This window comes from Nitrospira sp. SG-bin1 (assembly GCA_002083365.1).
Taxonomy (GTDB): domain Bacteria; phylum Nitrospirota; class Nitrospiria; order Nitrospirales; family Nitrospiraceae; genus Nitrospira_D.
This window is the reverse complement of sequence record LVWS01000033.1, coordinates 607817-621334: the sequence shown is the minus strand read 5'-3', so window position 1 is coordinate 621334 and position 13518 is coordinate 607817. Positions and strand designations below refer to the sequence as shown.

Sequence of the window (13518 nt, the reverse complement as noted above, 5' to 3'; positions counted from 1 at the left end):
ATCCGCATGCCGAGTCCCATGAACGCCCCCCGCTTCCTTCTCGATGTCCTGAAGTCATTTTTGCGGCAAGGCTGCGCCAGTCTCGCCGCTTCCTTGGCTTTTTTCTCGCTGCTTTCCCTGTTTCCACTCGCGTTCCTCCTCCTCTATGGAGTGAGTTTCTTCGTCAGCCAGGATGTCATCGGCGAACAGTTCATGCTGAGCTTCCTCAAGGGATTTTTGCCGTCATTGGGCGAACGGTTGGCCGAAGAACTCCATCGGATCAGTGCGCTGAAGAGTGTCCGGTGGCTCGTCTTTTTGTCGTTTTTCTGGTTCGGGGGGCTCGTCTTTTATGAATTGGACTATACCCTCAACGTGGTCTTTGAAAGTACCCATCGGCGTCATCCGCTGGTTTCAACGGCGATCTCCATTGCGCTGATCGGATCCACCGGACTGCTGCTGCTGATGGCGTATGTCGGCGCGCAAACCGTCACGTTTTTGACCGCTTATGCTCCACGGCTCTGGGGGCTTGATCTTGTCGCCCTGGCCGCGCATGATTTTCATCTCACCTACTCGCTTCCCTTTACCCTGGCATTCCTGACGGTCAGTCTGTTGTACCGCCTTGTTCCTCGTCGCCGCCCCCGGTGGCGCGCCGCCATGGCCGGCGCTCTGACCTTCAGCCTCCTCTGGGTTTCCGCGAAATTGTTGTTCGTCAGTTATAGCGACTATGCCACAGTCTACGCGCGCCTCTACGGATCGTTGTTGGAAGTCGTACTCCTGCTGCTCTGGGTCTATTACTCAGCTGGCCTCCTACTATTCGGCGGCATCATCGCCCACAAGCTGCAACAGCCCGCCCGCCTGTCGCCGACGACGCCGGCCGATGATGCTTAGGAGCCATAGGGACTCAGTATCTTTCCACCTGTTCGACATCTCCCCATCAGCCTGCGATCGACAGTCCATGCAACTTCCGTCCTTTTTCTGGCTGGGCACCTCCTTCCTCGATAAAATGGCTTCCGGCAAGGCTTGGAGCCGCGCGCATGGTTGAAGAATACGGCAAAGAACTCATGATGCTGGGAGGGACGATCGCCGGGTTCATGGCCGCGCTCCTTACCGTCATGGAAAAACTGCTGGACATCCAGCAGCGCATGCATTCCAAGAAAGAAAAGAAGCAGGCATACCAACCAGAGCGCGCCGTTGCGGAACCGGCGCCGAGCGTCGACTTCTTCTCCTCGAAACCACTGCGCGGGTCGTCTTACCTGTTGCTCTACGAAACCGGTGTCATTGTGGCAGCCGGTATTCTTCTCAACTATGTCGGTCTGACGCTCAGTCTGCACTTGGAGAGTATTCTCTTCCTGGACATGACAGGCACCGCCCTGGCGGCGATCCTCCTCGGCCCATGGTGGGGCGCCATCGTGGCGCTGCTTTCGAACTCGGTGGTGAATTGGGTGCTCTTTCCCAAGGCCACAGCCGACGTGATCATCTTCCCCTGGTCGCTGGTCAATATGACGGGGGCGCTGTTTTGGGGGATGTTGGCCCGGCAGCCGAGCTTCCTGAAATACGTAAGCACCGGCAAAAGTTCGGGCTTGGCCCATACGTGGTTTTTATTGAGTTTCGGCGTGGCAGGTGCAGTGGTCATGAGTATTCCCGGCACTTTGGTCCAATCCGCGCTTCACGAGCGTTCGATCTTTGCCCTCAATCCCGAAGTCGCCGAATCCCTCGGCTTGCGGATTGCGCACTGGGAGGCTGTGGTCCGGTCGTACCTGGAAGCCACGCTGGGGTTGAGCTGGAGTGAAAGCATCAGCTGGTACATCGTCAATTGGTTCCAGAACTGCGTGCGGTATATCCCGGACAAGACGATGAGCGCGGCGATCGCCTTGGTGATCATGAAATATGGATATCCGTTGTTCGAGCGAGAACTGGTTCATGGCGGGCCGGAAGGAGAGCGCCCCACTGATGAACGGATTCTGCCACTCGTGCTGGGACTGATTTATGCGCCGTCCTACGCGACGCTCATCAGCCAAGATCATTATGCGGGACACCTGTATTGGCCCCTGTGGTCCCTCCCCTGGTTGTTCATCGTGTATGGCTATTTCCGCATCCGCTATTGGGGGCCGACGGACGAAGCGCTTCAGGAGGCCCGTGTCCAGCGCGCGACGCGATATGCGCGGGCTTTAAAACCGATTGGAAAGGATCCGTCCTATGAATTCTGCCGCCGGCTGACATCTGCGACGTTGATCGCGAGTCTGCTCTTTGCCCTCTGCTTGCCCCTCCTGCTGATGGATTTTTTTCGTGCCACCTTCAAGTTTTTTTGCGTCGTCTATGGATTCCTTCTCGTTGTCCATCTCATTCGTGTCGCCATCGCACAAAATATCTCCGTGGCCCGAGCGGACGGGTGATCGGCCGGTATAAAGGAAAGGGAGTCGCCGGCCATTGGGCATGGCGAAGACCGATGGGATGGCCGGTCATTGCCCAATGACTATGACGAATGTCTTAGGCTTGGCTATCGGTTGGAAGACTGGCGCAACTGCAAAAAATGCACGATGGCCGAATGGGTCACGAGCCCGACGATCTCTCCGTCCTGCATGACGACTAACCGATCCCATCCTTCGCGGGCCATACGCTCCATCGCGTGAATCACGGGAAGGTCCGGTTCAATCACCAACGATTCCGGACGTGGACGCATGACCTGTTCGACTCGGCGCCAAGGCCACAGTGTCGGCGGCACGGTTTGAATGTCCAGCACGGTGATGAGTCCCACCAAACGCCCGTCCTCCAACACGGGAAAGCCGCCGTAACCATATGGCTGGAAATACTGGTTCACCGCCTCGTCCAACGTGCTATGCGATGGAATCGAGGTGACCGTCGTCACCATCAAGTCCCGAATGGGAACCGTCGCCAAAGATTGACGAATGATCGCTTGACGCCGACTCGCCAGGGCCGCGGCAAAGAGAAACATGCCGATGACGAGAATCCACCCACCGTTCGATGCCGTCGAAGGAGGCAATTCGTCGCTTACGGCACCGTACATCACCACAAGGCCTGCCAATCCGAGCATCAATCCGAACGCCAGACCCACGACTGCGGCTTGTCTCGTCGCTCGATAAAAATCGTTTCCCCATGCCCATAATCCCGCTCGTAACACCCGTCCCCCGTCCAGTGGAAAGCCCGGGATCATATTGAAGAGGCCGAGTTGCATATTGACGAACCCGAGCAACGCGCCGAGCATGATCCACCCCTGGAGGCCATGTTCCCGTTGAATTGCCTCGGCTAGCTCCACGAAGACGAAACAGAACCCGCCGATCACAAAACTGACCGCCGGTCCCGCCAATGCGATGAGGAATTCAGCGCGAGGTGTCGGGGCTTCCTTCCGCATGTGAGCCACACCGCCGAAAATAAACAACGTGATCTTCTCGATCGGGATGCGATAGTACAGGGCGACATAGGAATGGCCGAGCTCATGCAAGAGCACGGAGAGAAACAACAGCACCGCTGCGAGGCCGCCCATCCCCCAATAGCGTTCGGGAGGAAGCCCGGGCAAACTTTCCGGCAAGTATCCGGTCGAGAGGGTCCAGGTGACGAGGAGAAAGACGAAGAACCATGAGGCATGGACGCGGATAGGAATGCCCAACGCTCGGCCGATTTCCCAGGACGGTAGAGACATGGACGACACCGTAACAGCCGAATACGCAAAGGGTCAATTCTACCCTTGCTGATTCATGTATACTAGCTTCTATGTCAACGCCACGCGCTGGACGGCTGTTGCTCGGCATCCTACTGGTGGGAACGTCGGAACTGTTTTGTTCAGCCGACGGTACGGCCCAAGTCATCAAGTCGGGCCCACCATCATGCCACGGCGTGGCACTGACGTTCGATCTCTGTCCCGTGCGGAAGGGATCCGGCTACGATCAACCCTTGATGGACTATCTGATCGCACACCGCATCCCCGCCACGTTTTTCCTGTCCGGCAAGTGGATGGAGAAACATGAACCTGAAGTGAACCATCTATTGGGCTTGAGTTTTTTTGAAGTTGGGACGCACGGTGACGTGCATGCCCACCTTCCCATGCACGACGCCGACGAACAACGCACGGAGATCCTTGGTCCCGTCAAAATGCTGCGGGCACGCTATGCCCATGAAGCGACGTTGTTTCGGCCGCCCTACGGCGAATACAACGATGTGACCGTCGCCGTGGTGAACATGCTCGGCTTGCAATTCATCCAATGGAATATCGAATCGGGCGATCCCGATCCCACACTGTCCGCCGAGCAAATCCTCACCAGAGTCGTCCAGCGTGCCAAGCCTGGAAGCATCATCGTCTTCCACGCGAACGGCAAAGGCAAGCACACCCGGCACGTGATCGAACACCTCACGTCGGAGATCCTGCCCAAGAAAGGGCTCCAGCCCATGACCGTGAGCGAGCTGTTGAACTGTACTCCCCCAAACCCATGACGGCGCCGGTTATCAGGCACATGAATCCGGACGACCGTGATCCCGTCGTCCAACTGCTCGGTGAATCCGACCCTTGGAGAACACTCGGTTATTCAACGGACGATTGGAACCGCATCTTTCGCCCGATTCCGCAGGGAAGAGACTGCTACGTCGCACTCCTCAATGGACAGGTGGCCGCTGTCGCCATTGTGAAGCAGAAATTTCTCCTGGGCGACTATCTGGAGCTCTTGGGAGTGGCCGTATGGGCACGTCAGAAGGGAATCGGCGGGCGGCTGTTGCGGCACATCGAGGAACTCGTCTTTGAGAGGACCAAGAATCTCTTTGCCTGTGTATCGGATTTCAACGAACCGGCGAGAGCCTTTTACAAGAAACATGGCTATCAGGAAATCGGCCCCATGCCGAACTTCCTGATCCCTGGCAGTGCAGAATTACTCTTGCGCAAGACGGCGGGGCCAGCCAGAGGAAGAGGTCAGTAATCAGTAGTCATTGGTCATCGGGCAATGGTACATTTCAAACAGCACTCCCTCTTGTTCTAATGAACATTGACTATTGACCAATGACGGGCTTGAGAGTCAAGAAACTGCTTCACACCCGCATGCGGGTCAGTGATTTGGACGAGACGATCCGGTTTTACACGACGGTTTTGGGCCTTGAAGTTATTGAGCGAAAAACGTCGCCTCGCGGATCGCACCTGGCCTTCCTGAAAGTTCCCAACAGCGACGAACTGATTGAATTGACCAGCTTTCCCCCCAGCGGACCGGTCAGGGTTCAGGAAGACCTCGTTCATCTGGCCTTTCAAGTCGAAATCCTCGATGAGACGATCGCTTCGCTCAATGCGCAGGGGATTAAGATCACCGATGGCCCAACCACAACTTCCTCCGGCAGCCGGTTCATCTTCATTGACGCGCCAGACGGCTATGAGATCGAGTTGATTGAACGGCCGGCAAGCGTGAAAATCGTATAACCCACGGATTCGTCAATCGCCATTCGTCAACCGGTCAATGTCTTGCCTACATTGACGGCATGACTCTCCCCGCAGTACCTTCTTTCCTTCGAGTGACGCATGACAATCGACGAAACTGGAGGACTGCAGAAATGAAGAATGGGTTTTTCCGCGGGCACGGTCTCGGCAATGACTACCTGGTTATGGATCCCAAGGAACTGACATTCAAGCTGACGCCGAAGAATATGAGGTCGGTCTGCGACCGCAACTGGGGGGTAGGCAGCGATGGAATTTTGGCCTTGGTCCCCTCCAAGAGAGCTGATTTCGGGCTGCGCATTTTCAATCCGGACGGCAGTGAGGCGGAAAAATCCGGGAACGGACTCCGGATCTTTGCACGCTATCTTCACGCAACCGGTAAAACGAAGAAGAAGCGTTTCACCGTCGAGACAAAGGGTGGGTTGGTCGCTATTGATCTTCATGTAGACCGACATGGCGATGCAGCCGCCGCAACCGTCGAGATGGGGATCGCCACGTTCAAGCCGGACGCCCTCCCCTGTTCTCTTCACGTACCTGAGTTGATTCAGCAGCCGATCGAAGCAGCCGGACGAACCCTGACCTTTACCGGCGTAAGTGTGGGCAATCCCCACTGCGTGGTTTTCAAACCGTTGGGGGAATCATGGTCGCGGGAAGAATTGTTATCACTCGGCCCCGCCTTGGAGAATCATGACCTATTCCCAAAGCGGACCAATGTGCAACTAGCCGTCCCAATCGGCCCGAAGAAAATCTTCATTCTGATTTGGGAACGAGGCGCCGGAGAGACGCAGGCCTCCGGCTCTTCCTCATGCGCGGCAGCCGGCGCAGCCGTGCGCCTGGGGCTCGTGAAGAGCCCGGTCACCGTAACAATGCCGGGAGGAGCGTTGAATATCGACGTGGCGCCTGACTATAGCCTCACCATGAAAGGACCGGTGGCCGAAGTCGCGCGAGGAACACTAAGCCCGTCGTTTGTCCGAGGATTGAAATAGCGCCTCATCGATCGTCATCGGTCATCCGCAGGAAATGTCTGGCCTACTCCTGGTAGTCTACATTAATACATGACGGTTGAGGCATGACGATAGATATTCTCCAATCCAAACTCGCCCATCTACCCGGCAGGCCGGGCGTCTATCTGTTCAAAAACGAGCACGGCGACATCATTTACATCGGAAAAGCCGCGGTGCTCGCCGACCGCGTCCGATCTTATTTTCAGAAGGGCGCCGACCTTTCTCCCAAGACCGGTCTGCTCGTCAGCCAGATCACTGACGTTGAGACGATGGTGACTCGATCCGAACTTGAAGCCCTGATCCTTGAAAGCAACCTAGTCAAGCGCCACAAACCCCGCTTCAACATCGTGTTGCGGGACGACAAGCAGTATCCCTACGTACGGCTGCCCATCAAAGATGACTTCCCCCGACTCTCGATCGTGCGACGCGTACAAAAGGACGGGGCTCTCTACTACGGTCCTTATACGCCGGCGAATGCACTTCGGGAGACGTTGAAAGTCATCAAACACGTCTTCCCGCTCGCCACCTGCACCATCGATATCGACGGAACTGCGGACCGAGCCTGCATCGAATTTGAGATCAAGCGGTGCATGGCGCCCTGCACCGGCAACCAGTCGAGGGAAGACTACCTCCAGATCGTCAAACAGGTCCGCCAATTTCTGGAAGGGCGGGACCGCGAGTTGCTGGACGACCTCCGCACCCGAATGGAGGCAGCGGCGGAGCGCGAAGCGTTCGAGGAAGCAGCCCGACTCCGGGACCGCCTTTTCAAGGTCGAACGAATGCTGGAAAAGCAACGGATCACGCAGACCTCGGCCACCGATCAGGACGTGATCGGCCTGGCCAGACAAGGGTCGGCCGTGGACCTTCAGATTCTGTTCGTGCGCGGCGGCTTGCTGATCGGGCGGAAAGATTTCTTCTGGCCTCACTCGGCCGATGTGTCGGATGAGGAGCTGGTGCATTCCGCCATCGAACAGTTTTACAACAAGGACGGGCAGCCCCCAAGGGAAGTTCTTGTCCCGACTGATCTGGAGGACACTGCACTGATTCAACAATGGCTTTCCGAGAAGCGAGGCGAATCGGTTCGAGTGCGTTCACCGGAGCGAGGCGCCAAGCATCAGCTCGTTCTCTTGGCCGAGGAGAATGCCGCTGCCGCGGTCGCCGATCACCTGCGGGATGAGGAATTGGATCGGCAAGCCGGTGAGGAACTGAAACGGTTGCTGCGGCTGGGCCACGCTCCGCGCCGGATCGAGGGCTTCGACATCTCGAATACGATGGGCAACCAATCAGTCGCCTCGATGGTCGTGTGGGAAGACGGACAAATGAAGAAAGCGGACTATCGGCGGTTCAAAATCCAAACGGTCACGGGGGCCAATGACTTCGCCAGCATGAAAGAAGTCGTGACGCGGCGCTATCGACAAGAGGACAACCTTGCTCAGCCGGATCTGATCCTCATCGACGGCGGGCTAGGCCAACTGGCTGCCGCGCTGGAGGGACTGAAAGAAGTCGGGAAACCGGGTCTGCCGATCCTTGGGTTGGCCAAGGCCCGAGGCGACAAAGAGGAGCGCGTATTTTTAGCGGGCAGGAAAAATCCGATCATGCTCAAGCCGCAATCTCCCTCCACCCATCTCCTCCAACGCATTCGCGATGAAGCCCATCGCTTTGCGATCATGTTCCATCGAAAGCTGCGGGGCAAAGCCGTGGTCAGCTCCAAACTGGATCAGGTCATCGGAATCGGGGAGATTCGGCGCAATCAACTTCTAGAGAAATTCGGCAGCCTCGACCAATTGGCTTCCGCCAGCGACGAAGCGCTACGGGAGGCCGGGCTCAACTCGGAGACCGTTTCGAACCTCCGTCGAACGCTGGGGAAGTAGATCCCCAATGCCCTCGATTCGCAGTCTAAAATAGGTACCTGAAACTGAACGTTCCCAGGTGGACGAACGCGTGATAGGTCCCATCGACGGTGGGATTCACATTACCGATAACGGTACGCGATTCGTAGAACCATTCCTGATAGGCAAGGTCGAGCCCGATCCCTTTCGGCCACAAGGCCGACTCTCCGCTGCAGGGGAGCAGCCCCAGAAATTTCCCCGCTCCTTTACAAACAAAGCCCATACCAAGGGACAGGGTATGAGCGGGCAACGAAATGATGCCCGGGTTAAAGGTCCTATCAGGGACTGGATCTTCCGTGTACGTATAGCCGGACCGAGCTGCGATATCCCATTGCGGCAACCAACGCGGGTGGAGCCACTTATACTCGGTTCCGACGGCAATGACCGGTACGTTCTTCCACTGCTGAGGCTGGGGAATCGTGGAGCCCGTCGACAGGCGAACATCGAGGTTCCTATTCAGACTCCATCCCACATACTCGACATCAAGTTCGACCTTCCATTCTCTGTCGTGGGTGCGCACGGGCCAGACAGCAACGGCTCCCGTAACCATCTGCGGTAATACGAGATCCGTGGAGGCATCGGCTACCTTGGCTCCGTTCACTAATAGCGCCCCATTCAACGGCAAGACCGCTTGACTGCGATAGACCAGTCCGACCGAGAGAATCGGTTTACCAGCGTCGTTCCTCACAGGAGCATAGAGCAGACTAGCAACCACTCCTGCTCCAGTCCCTGTCCCGTTGAGCTCGATCGATCCTCCGGCTGGGATTCCCTGGGTTCCTGAACTGATCTGTTTCTGCTCCACATGTCCTTCACCGAGAAAACCCGCGAACGTATGAATCTCGGCGCTCACACCGATGGAGAGCGCATCGGATATTTTATAGGCAATCGTCGGTTTGATCGTGATCAGCGGCAATTCCGCCGATGTCACAGCCGTGTTGAACGGGCCGTCGATCGGGTACCGTGTCCTCAAACCGAAGGGCGATGTCAGCCCTAGACCGATTGCGATAGCCGAGAGACGTTGTGCGCCGAGCGCGCTAAGGTTGGCGCTCAGATAGGTGTGCCCAGGGGGAGGAAAGGAGACGCTCCCCCCGAAGTCTCCGCGAGTATCAAATCCGGAAACGTTCGTGGTCTTGATGGAACCGCCCAGCAATACGATCCCAAAGGCCGTTTGGATACCTTGAATTTGCGTGAGACCGGCAGGATTATAGTGTATGGCCGAGGCATCATCGGCTTGGGCTGCAAAGGCGTTGCCTTGGCCTGCGGCAATTGCACCCTGCGGTTGAAACCGAAGCGCTTGTGCATGAGCGGTGGACCAGGTCGCGATAATCACAACTTCCACTACGAAACAAAGTGGAATGAGAAAGAAAATAACCATGAAAAGGCACCTGTTAGATCAACAATGAACCATCCTATGTGAATAATGACTATTCTGGTCGGCGAGAAAAAACAGGCATGCTAGCGCTTTTCTTAAATGTCAGGATAGAGCCATATGGACATATTTCGGAGAAGTAGTATCGCTGAACCGAAAGCCAATATTTCTGTATTTCTTAGTTGATCTTCGCTCTGAACGTGAGTAGAGTACTCGGCCAAATCCTAACTATTTGGTTCAATCGGAGGTGCGGCCACCATGGGTGAAGCACTCAAACTGGACAATTCAATCTCCGGTGATCAATTGCACGATGCATTTCCATTCATTCGCCACAATGGAAGGAAAGCTCTTGCGAAGTCTCGTTCGGCTCAACCAGCCGTTGAACCACATCCTGAGGACACCTTTTCGTTTAAGGCGCCATCTCAACCCTTTACCGCCGATATTTTTGACAATCTCACAAAAAGGGAAATGCAGTGTGTATTGGAGATTCTCCACTATGCAATGCAAGCGACCACCGGGACTGATGTGCACCATCTGCTGCAGTTGGTTCAGCGCGTCGTAGCCTCCCCGCTGGTCATCGGTGGGGTCGCCCAATTGAACCCTAAAGGAGCATTCCAGGACTTCAATAGCGTCATCAACGTCAGTTACTCCAACGACTGGCTGTACCATTACGGCACAAGGGGATACGCCACCGTTGATCCCGTCCTTCAGTCGGTCCTTTCTACGTTTCAGACGCAAGTATGGGAGCAGACCTACAAAGGCGCCAGTTCTCCGAAGCAGTTGGAATTCGTGGAAGAGGCTCGATCATACGGCCTCACCCATGGACTGACGACCGGCATGCTGGAACCGGGCCGTAACTTCGCTTCCTTCTTTTCTTTTGCGGGAGGCGAGCCTGGCAACACAATTCGCTACAAGAAATTGCTTGAATACCTCCTTCCTCATCTGCATCGAATCCTCATCGCAAATGTTCACACCCCTTCCGCCAACCGCGTGAAGGGGCTTTCACCCCGCGAGCTGATGGTTCTCGAATGGATGAAGCAAGGAAAGACGAACTGGGAAATATCGCGTATCATCGGCGTCAGCGAGCGAACCGTCCGCTTTCACGTCGAAAGCATCTTCATGAAGCTCGATGTCGGCTCCCGCACACAAGCGGTCGCCTGTGCTATAGAACAAGGTCTTTTCGCCAACACGTAATTCGGCGCCCCGGCCCTACTTTCTGGACCGGCTACGCTGCCGCCAGCCTTGGGGTGGCTTCAACCGACATCGCGCGCGCGCTCACCCCATCGTGATAAGGCTGAGTCATGCTATACCCTTCCTTCGAATCTCTAGCGACAAACCTGCTCCGCTCAAACGACCGAGAGCCATCAAGCACATTCATCCAATCGTAGAAGGACGGTTGCTTCTGGGGGCAGGTTTGATGAAACTGCTCCCAATCCAGCACTGCGGCAATCGAAAGTGCTTGTGCCGGAGGTAGAGAGACGGCGGGACTGATGGCTTCGCATGTGAAGCCCATTCCGCGCAGTACCCTCAGGAATCGCTTTTCAACGACCATGTACAAATAGCGCACGTCATTGTGCATCGACCACTGGTAGACACTTTTAAAGAGAACTTGCATGAGGCGATTGGAAAGCCCCTTGTCGGTCACCGTCGGATCGACCGCCAATCGCGTGATCTCCGCCGCGTCGGGCGATTTTCTGACCTCACACGTCTGGAGCAGACACGCGCGGAATTCACTTTCCAACATGAATGGGAACGAAGAGTTGACCATCCGAAACACTCCACGGAGTTCTCCACCGCCATCAAACAACCCGACGGAGGTCGCAAAAGCATCGTAGGTATCGTATTCCAGCTCGTCCGGATTTCTCGCCACCCATTGTAACCGCTCGGCAAATACGCGATGTCTCAGTCTATAGGCCTTGATCATGTCAGTCTCTCCTTTAAGAGTCCTGACGAGAAGGTCATCTTCATAGAACGCGATCCCTTTTTCCTCTCCGGCTGCTAATACCTGCATCTGTACTCTCCTTTCGGTTGGGCCCGTTCGGGCCGGACATAGAGTCGAATGGCTCGCAAAGGTGGCGAATGGTTCCATTCTCGGGCCCCGGACGTCACCTGGCGTGTCCGCCAGGTGTCTTGCTTGTCCCTTTGGTTTACAAACACGGACTATGGAGTTGTGAGCAGGTTAACTTTCGAAGAAAGCAGTGAAAGGAGGGGCGTGGCGTGACACAAGGCAAGACCAGTTTTCAATTGTTGGACGGTGGACTTCTATCAACGTCCACCTTGTCGACAGCCCAGTCCGCACGACCACCGAAGGAATCTCTCGATCTCTACCAGTTGAAACCTTGCGTAGGGGAGTTAACGAGCGCATTCAAAGCGACCGAAAGTCGCCTGAGCAAGCTCCTGGAAGACCGGAACCGCATCGGCCGGGATCTGCATGACTGCGTGCTGCAATCGTTGTATGCCATCGGCTTGAACATCGAAACCGCTCAACGGACCCGGAGCGACCAAACGGCGGAAGCGAAAGAGGCCGACGAGCGGATGATTCACCAGATCAATCAACTGATTCAAGAGGTCCGCGGAATGATTCGCGAGTTGGAATCGGGAAGCGTTCAGGAGTTCGACTTATCGTCGGAGCTGTCCGCGTTGTGCGCGACCTACGAGCAAACAGGACGGTTATCCGTAAAATTGGAGCTCCAACGCAGCGCGATCGACGTGCTGACGAATGAAGAAGAGCGGGAGATCCTGAATATCGTGCGCGAGGCGCTCAGCAACTGCGCGCGCCACGCCAACGCCACCCGGTCGGTCGTCTCCATTCGCATGCGGGAAGCGAGAATTCGGGTGAGCATCCAGGACGACGGCATCGGATTTTCCACCACGACTGGACGGTCCCGAGGGTACGGACTGGCCAACATGGAGGCTCGAGCCAGGCGACTCGGCGGAGCCTTACGGGTACAGTCCAAGACCGGAGAAGGGACGCACGTCGTCGCGGAGTTTTCTCTGGAACCTCTGCTGACTTCCGTATGAAACAGTCACCGACCAGCATCGTCCTGATCGACGACCACGAGATGGTCCGGAGAGGGTTGCGCGCATTACTTCACCTTGAACCGGACATGGCAATCGTAGGGGAAGCCGGAACCGTGGCGGACGGTGTCGCAACCGTTGAGCGACTCGCCCCGCAGATGGCGTTACTGGACGTGAAGCTTCCCGACGCCTCGGTCACCGAAGCCTGCCGTCGGCTCTTGGCTGTTTCACCCAAGCTTCGAATTCTCGTCCTCACCAGTTACGCCGAAGATTCCACGGTAATGGCCGCCGTCCAGAACGGGGCCCATGGGTACGTACTCAAGGATGTTCGGATGGATGACCTGATCCGTGCCATCCGTACCGTCGCCGGCGGCCAGGGTTATCTCGACCCGCGGGTCACTCAACAGGCCCTGCATTGGATTCGAACCAGTTCACATCTTGGAGCAACGACCCATGGCACCTTCCGACTGTCCCCGCAAGAGCGCTTAATCCTACCTCTTTTAGCAGAAGGAAAAACAAATAAGGAGATCGCCGCTCAACTCCGCTTGAGCGACAAAACCGTGAAAAACTACTTGGCGAACATCTTTGACAAGCTTCACGTCAAGCGTCGTACAGAAGCCGTTGCCTGGTTCATGAAAGAAACCCATGTACCGGGTGCCGCGCGAAGCCAAAAATTATAGTGCTCCCGCCATCAGCTTGCGTCCGCTGTCTTCTTCCCTTCATCTCCCCTTTCTCCGTTTCCCCTCTGGCATTAGAGAAGCCGCTGGTTTTATACTAGTCGAAGAGACCTACCTACGATGAAGACTGGGCCAGCCTTATAGCTTCATCCGATGT

The 13518-nt window shown here is 56.2% G+C and carries 13 protein-coding genes; 10 read left to right on the top strand and 3 right to left on the bottom strand.

Translation table 11 applies throughout. The features are described 5' to 3' along the window. Positions 1–18 precede the first annotated feature (18 nt). Together A4E19_07390 and A4E19_07385 are read left to right on the top strand one after the other, a co-directional pair. A complete protein-coding gene (locus A4E19_07390) occupies positions 19–867 on the top strand; it encodes a hypothetical protein (GenBank protein OQW33154.1) in 849 nt (282 codons plus the stop codon). A gap of 146 nt (positions 868–1013) precedes the next feature. Next, positions 1014–2372, top strand: coding sequence for a hypothetical protein (locus A4E19_07385; GenBank protein OQW33153.1), 1359 nt, complete (start codon positions 1014–1016; stop codon positions 2370–2372). Between the two features lie 104 nt (positions 2373–2476). Here A4E19_07385 and A4E19_07380 read toward each other — a convergent pair whose 3' ends face one another. Then, the gene (locus tag A4E19_07380) at positions 2477–3637 is read right to left on the bottom strand and encodes a hypothetical protein (protein OQW33152.1); all 1161 of its coding nucleotides are present in this window, start codon (positions 3635–3637) and stop codon (positions 2477–2479) included. Between the two features lie 71 nt (positions 3638–3708). On the opposite strand from A4E19_07380, the gene A4E19_07375 reads away from it, so the two are divergent. From A4E19_07375 to A4E19_07355, 5 genes are all read left to right on the top strand, one after another. After that, on the top strand, positions 3709–4425 hold the full coding sequence (locus tag A4E19_07375; GenBank protein ID OQW33151.1) for a hypothetical protein: 717 nt from the start codon (positions 3709–3711) through the stop codon (positions 4423–4425). Continuing rightward, on the top strand, positions 4422–4901 hold the full coding sequence (locus A4E19_07370; GenBank protein OQW33150.1) for a hypothetical protein: 480 nt from the start codon (positions 4422–4424) through the stop codon (positions 4899–4901). Before A4E19_07375 ends, A4E19_07370 begins: the two co-directional genes overlap by 4 nt. Positions 4902–4981: 80 nt before the next feature. Beyond that, a complete protein-coding gene (locus tag A4E19_07365; GenBank protein ID OQW33149.1) occupies positions 4982–5389 on the top strand; it encodes a glyoxalase in 408 nt (135 codons plus the stop codon). A gap of 131 nt (positions 5390–5520) precedes the next feature. Beyond that, positions 5521–6390 (top strand): diaminopimelate epimerase, encoded by an 870-nt coding sequence (locus tag A4E19_07360; GenBank protein OQW33148.1) that lies wholly within the window; start codon positions 5521–5523, stop codon positions 6388–6390. Positions 6391–6473: 83 nt separating this feature from the next. Further along, positions 6474–8279 carry a hypothetical protein gene (locus A4E19_07355; protein ID OQW33147.1) on the top strand — a complete coding sequence of 602 codons (1806 nt, stop codon included), beginning with the start codon at positions 6474–6476 and terminating at the stop codon, positions 8277–8279. Between the two features lie 25 nt (positions 8280–8304). Here A4E19_07355 and A4E19_07350 read toward each other — a convergent pair whose 3' ends face one another. After that, a complete protein-coding gene (locus tag A4E19_07350) occupies positions 8305–9672 on the bottom strand; it encodes a hypothetical protein (protein OQW33146.1) in 1368 nt (455 codons plus the stop codon). 252 nt (positions 9673–9924) lie between these two features. Between A4E19_07350 and A4E19_07345 the strand changes: the two genes are divergently transcribed. Beyond that, a complete protein-coding gene (locus A4E19_07345) occupies positions 9925–10860 on the top strand; it encodes a hypothetical protein (protein OQW33145.1) in 936 nt (311 codons plus the stop codon). A 31-nt stretch (positions 10861–10891) separates the two neighbouring features. On the opposite strand, the gene A4E19_07340 is transcribed toward A4E19_07345, so the two are convergent. Further along, on the bottom strand, positions 10892–11677 hold the full coding sequence (locus A4E19_07340; GenBank protein OQW33144.1) for a hypothetical protein: 786 nt from the start codon (positions 11675–11677) through the stop codon (positions 10892–10894). Between the two features lie 206 nt (positions 11678–11883). Here A4E19_07340 and A4E19_07335 point away from each other — a divergent pair, with 206 nt between their 5' ends. Then, on the top strand, positions 11884–12687 hold the full coding sequence (locus A4E19_07335) for a hypothetical protein (protein OQW33143.1): 804 nt from the start codon (positions 11884–11886) through the stop codon (positions 12685–12687). Further along, complete coding sequence (locus A4E19_07330; protein OQW33142.1) at positions 12684–13364, top strand: hypothetical protein; 681 nt, start codon at positions 12684–12686, stop codon at positions 13362–13364. The genes A4E19_07335 and A4E19_07330 overlap by 4 nt, the downstream gene beginning before the upstream one ends. Positions 13365–13518 lie beyond the last annotated feature (154 nt).

Bases quoted from the DNA above. Each gene is read 5' to 3' on its own strand.
- A4E19_07390 (OQW33154.1), top strand. From the start codon at position 19: ATGAACGCCCCCCGCTTCCTTCTCGATGTCCTGAAGTCATTTTTGCGG.
- A4E19_07385 (OQW33153.1), top strand. From the start codon at position 1,014: ATGGTTGAAGAATACGGCAAAGAACTCATGATGCTGGGAGGGACGATC.
- A4E19_07380 (OQW33152.1), bottom strand. From the start codon at position 3,637: ATGTCTCTACCGTCCTGGGAAATCGGCCGAGCGTTGGGCATTCCTATC.
- A4E19_07375 (OQW33151.1), top strand. From the start codon at position 3,709: ATGTCAACGCCACGCGCTGGACGGCTGTTGCTCGGCATCCTACTGGTG.
- A4E19_07370 (OQW33150.1), top strand. From the start codon at position 4,422: ATGACGGCGCCGGTTATCAGGCACATGAATCCGGACGACCGTGATCCC.
- A4E19_07365 (OQW33149.1), top strand. From the start codon at position 4,982: ATGACGGGCTTGAGAGTCAAGAAACTGCTTCACACCCGCATGCGGGTC.
- A4E19_07360 (OQW33148.1), top strand. From the start codon at position 5,521: ATGAAGAATGGGTTTTTCCGCGGGCACGGTCTCGGCAATGACTACCTG.
- A4E19_07355 (OQW33147.1), top strand. From the start codon at position 6,474: ATGACGATAGATATTCTCCAATCCAAACTCGCCCATCTACCCGGCAGG.
- A4E19_07350 (OQW33146.1), bottom strand. From the start codon at position 9,672: ATGGTTATTTTCTTTCTCATTCCACTTTGTTTCGTAGTGGAAGTTGTG.
- A4E19_07345 (OQW33145.1), top strand. From the start codon at position 9,925: ATGGGTGAAGCACTCAAACTGGACAATTCAATCTCCGGTGATCAATTG.
- A4E19_07340 (OQW33144.1), bottom strand. From the start codon at position 11,677: ATGCAGGTATTAGCAGCCGGAGAGGAAAAAGGGATCGCGTTCTATGAA.
- A4E19_07330 (OQW33142.1), top strand. From the start codon at position 12,684: ATGAAACAGTCACCGACCAGCATCGTCCTGATCGACGACCACGAGATG.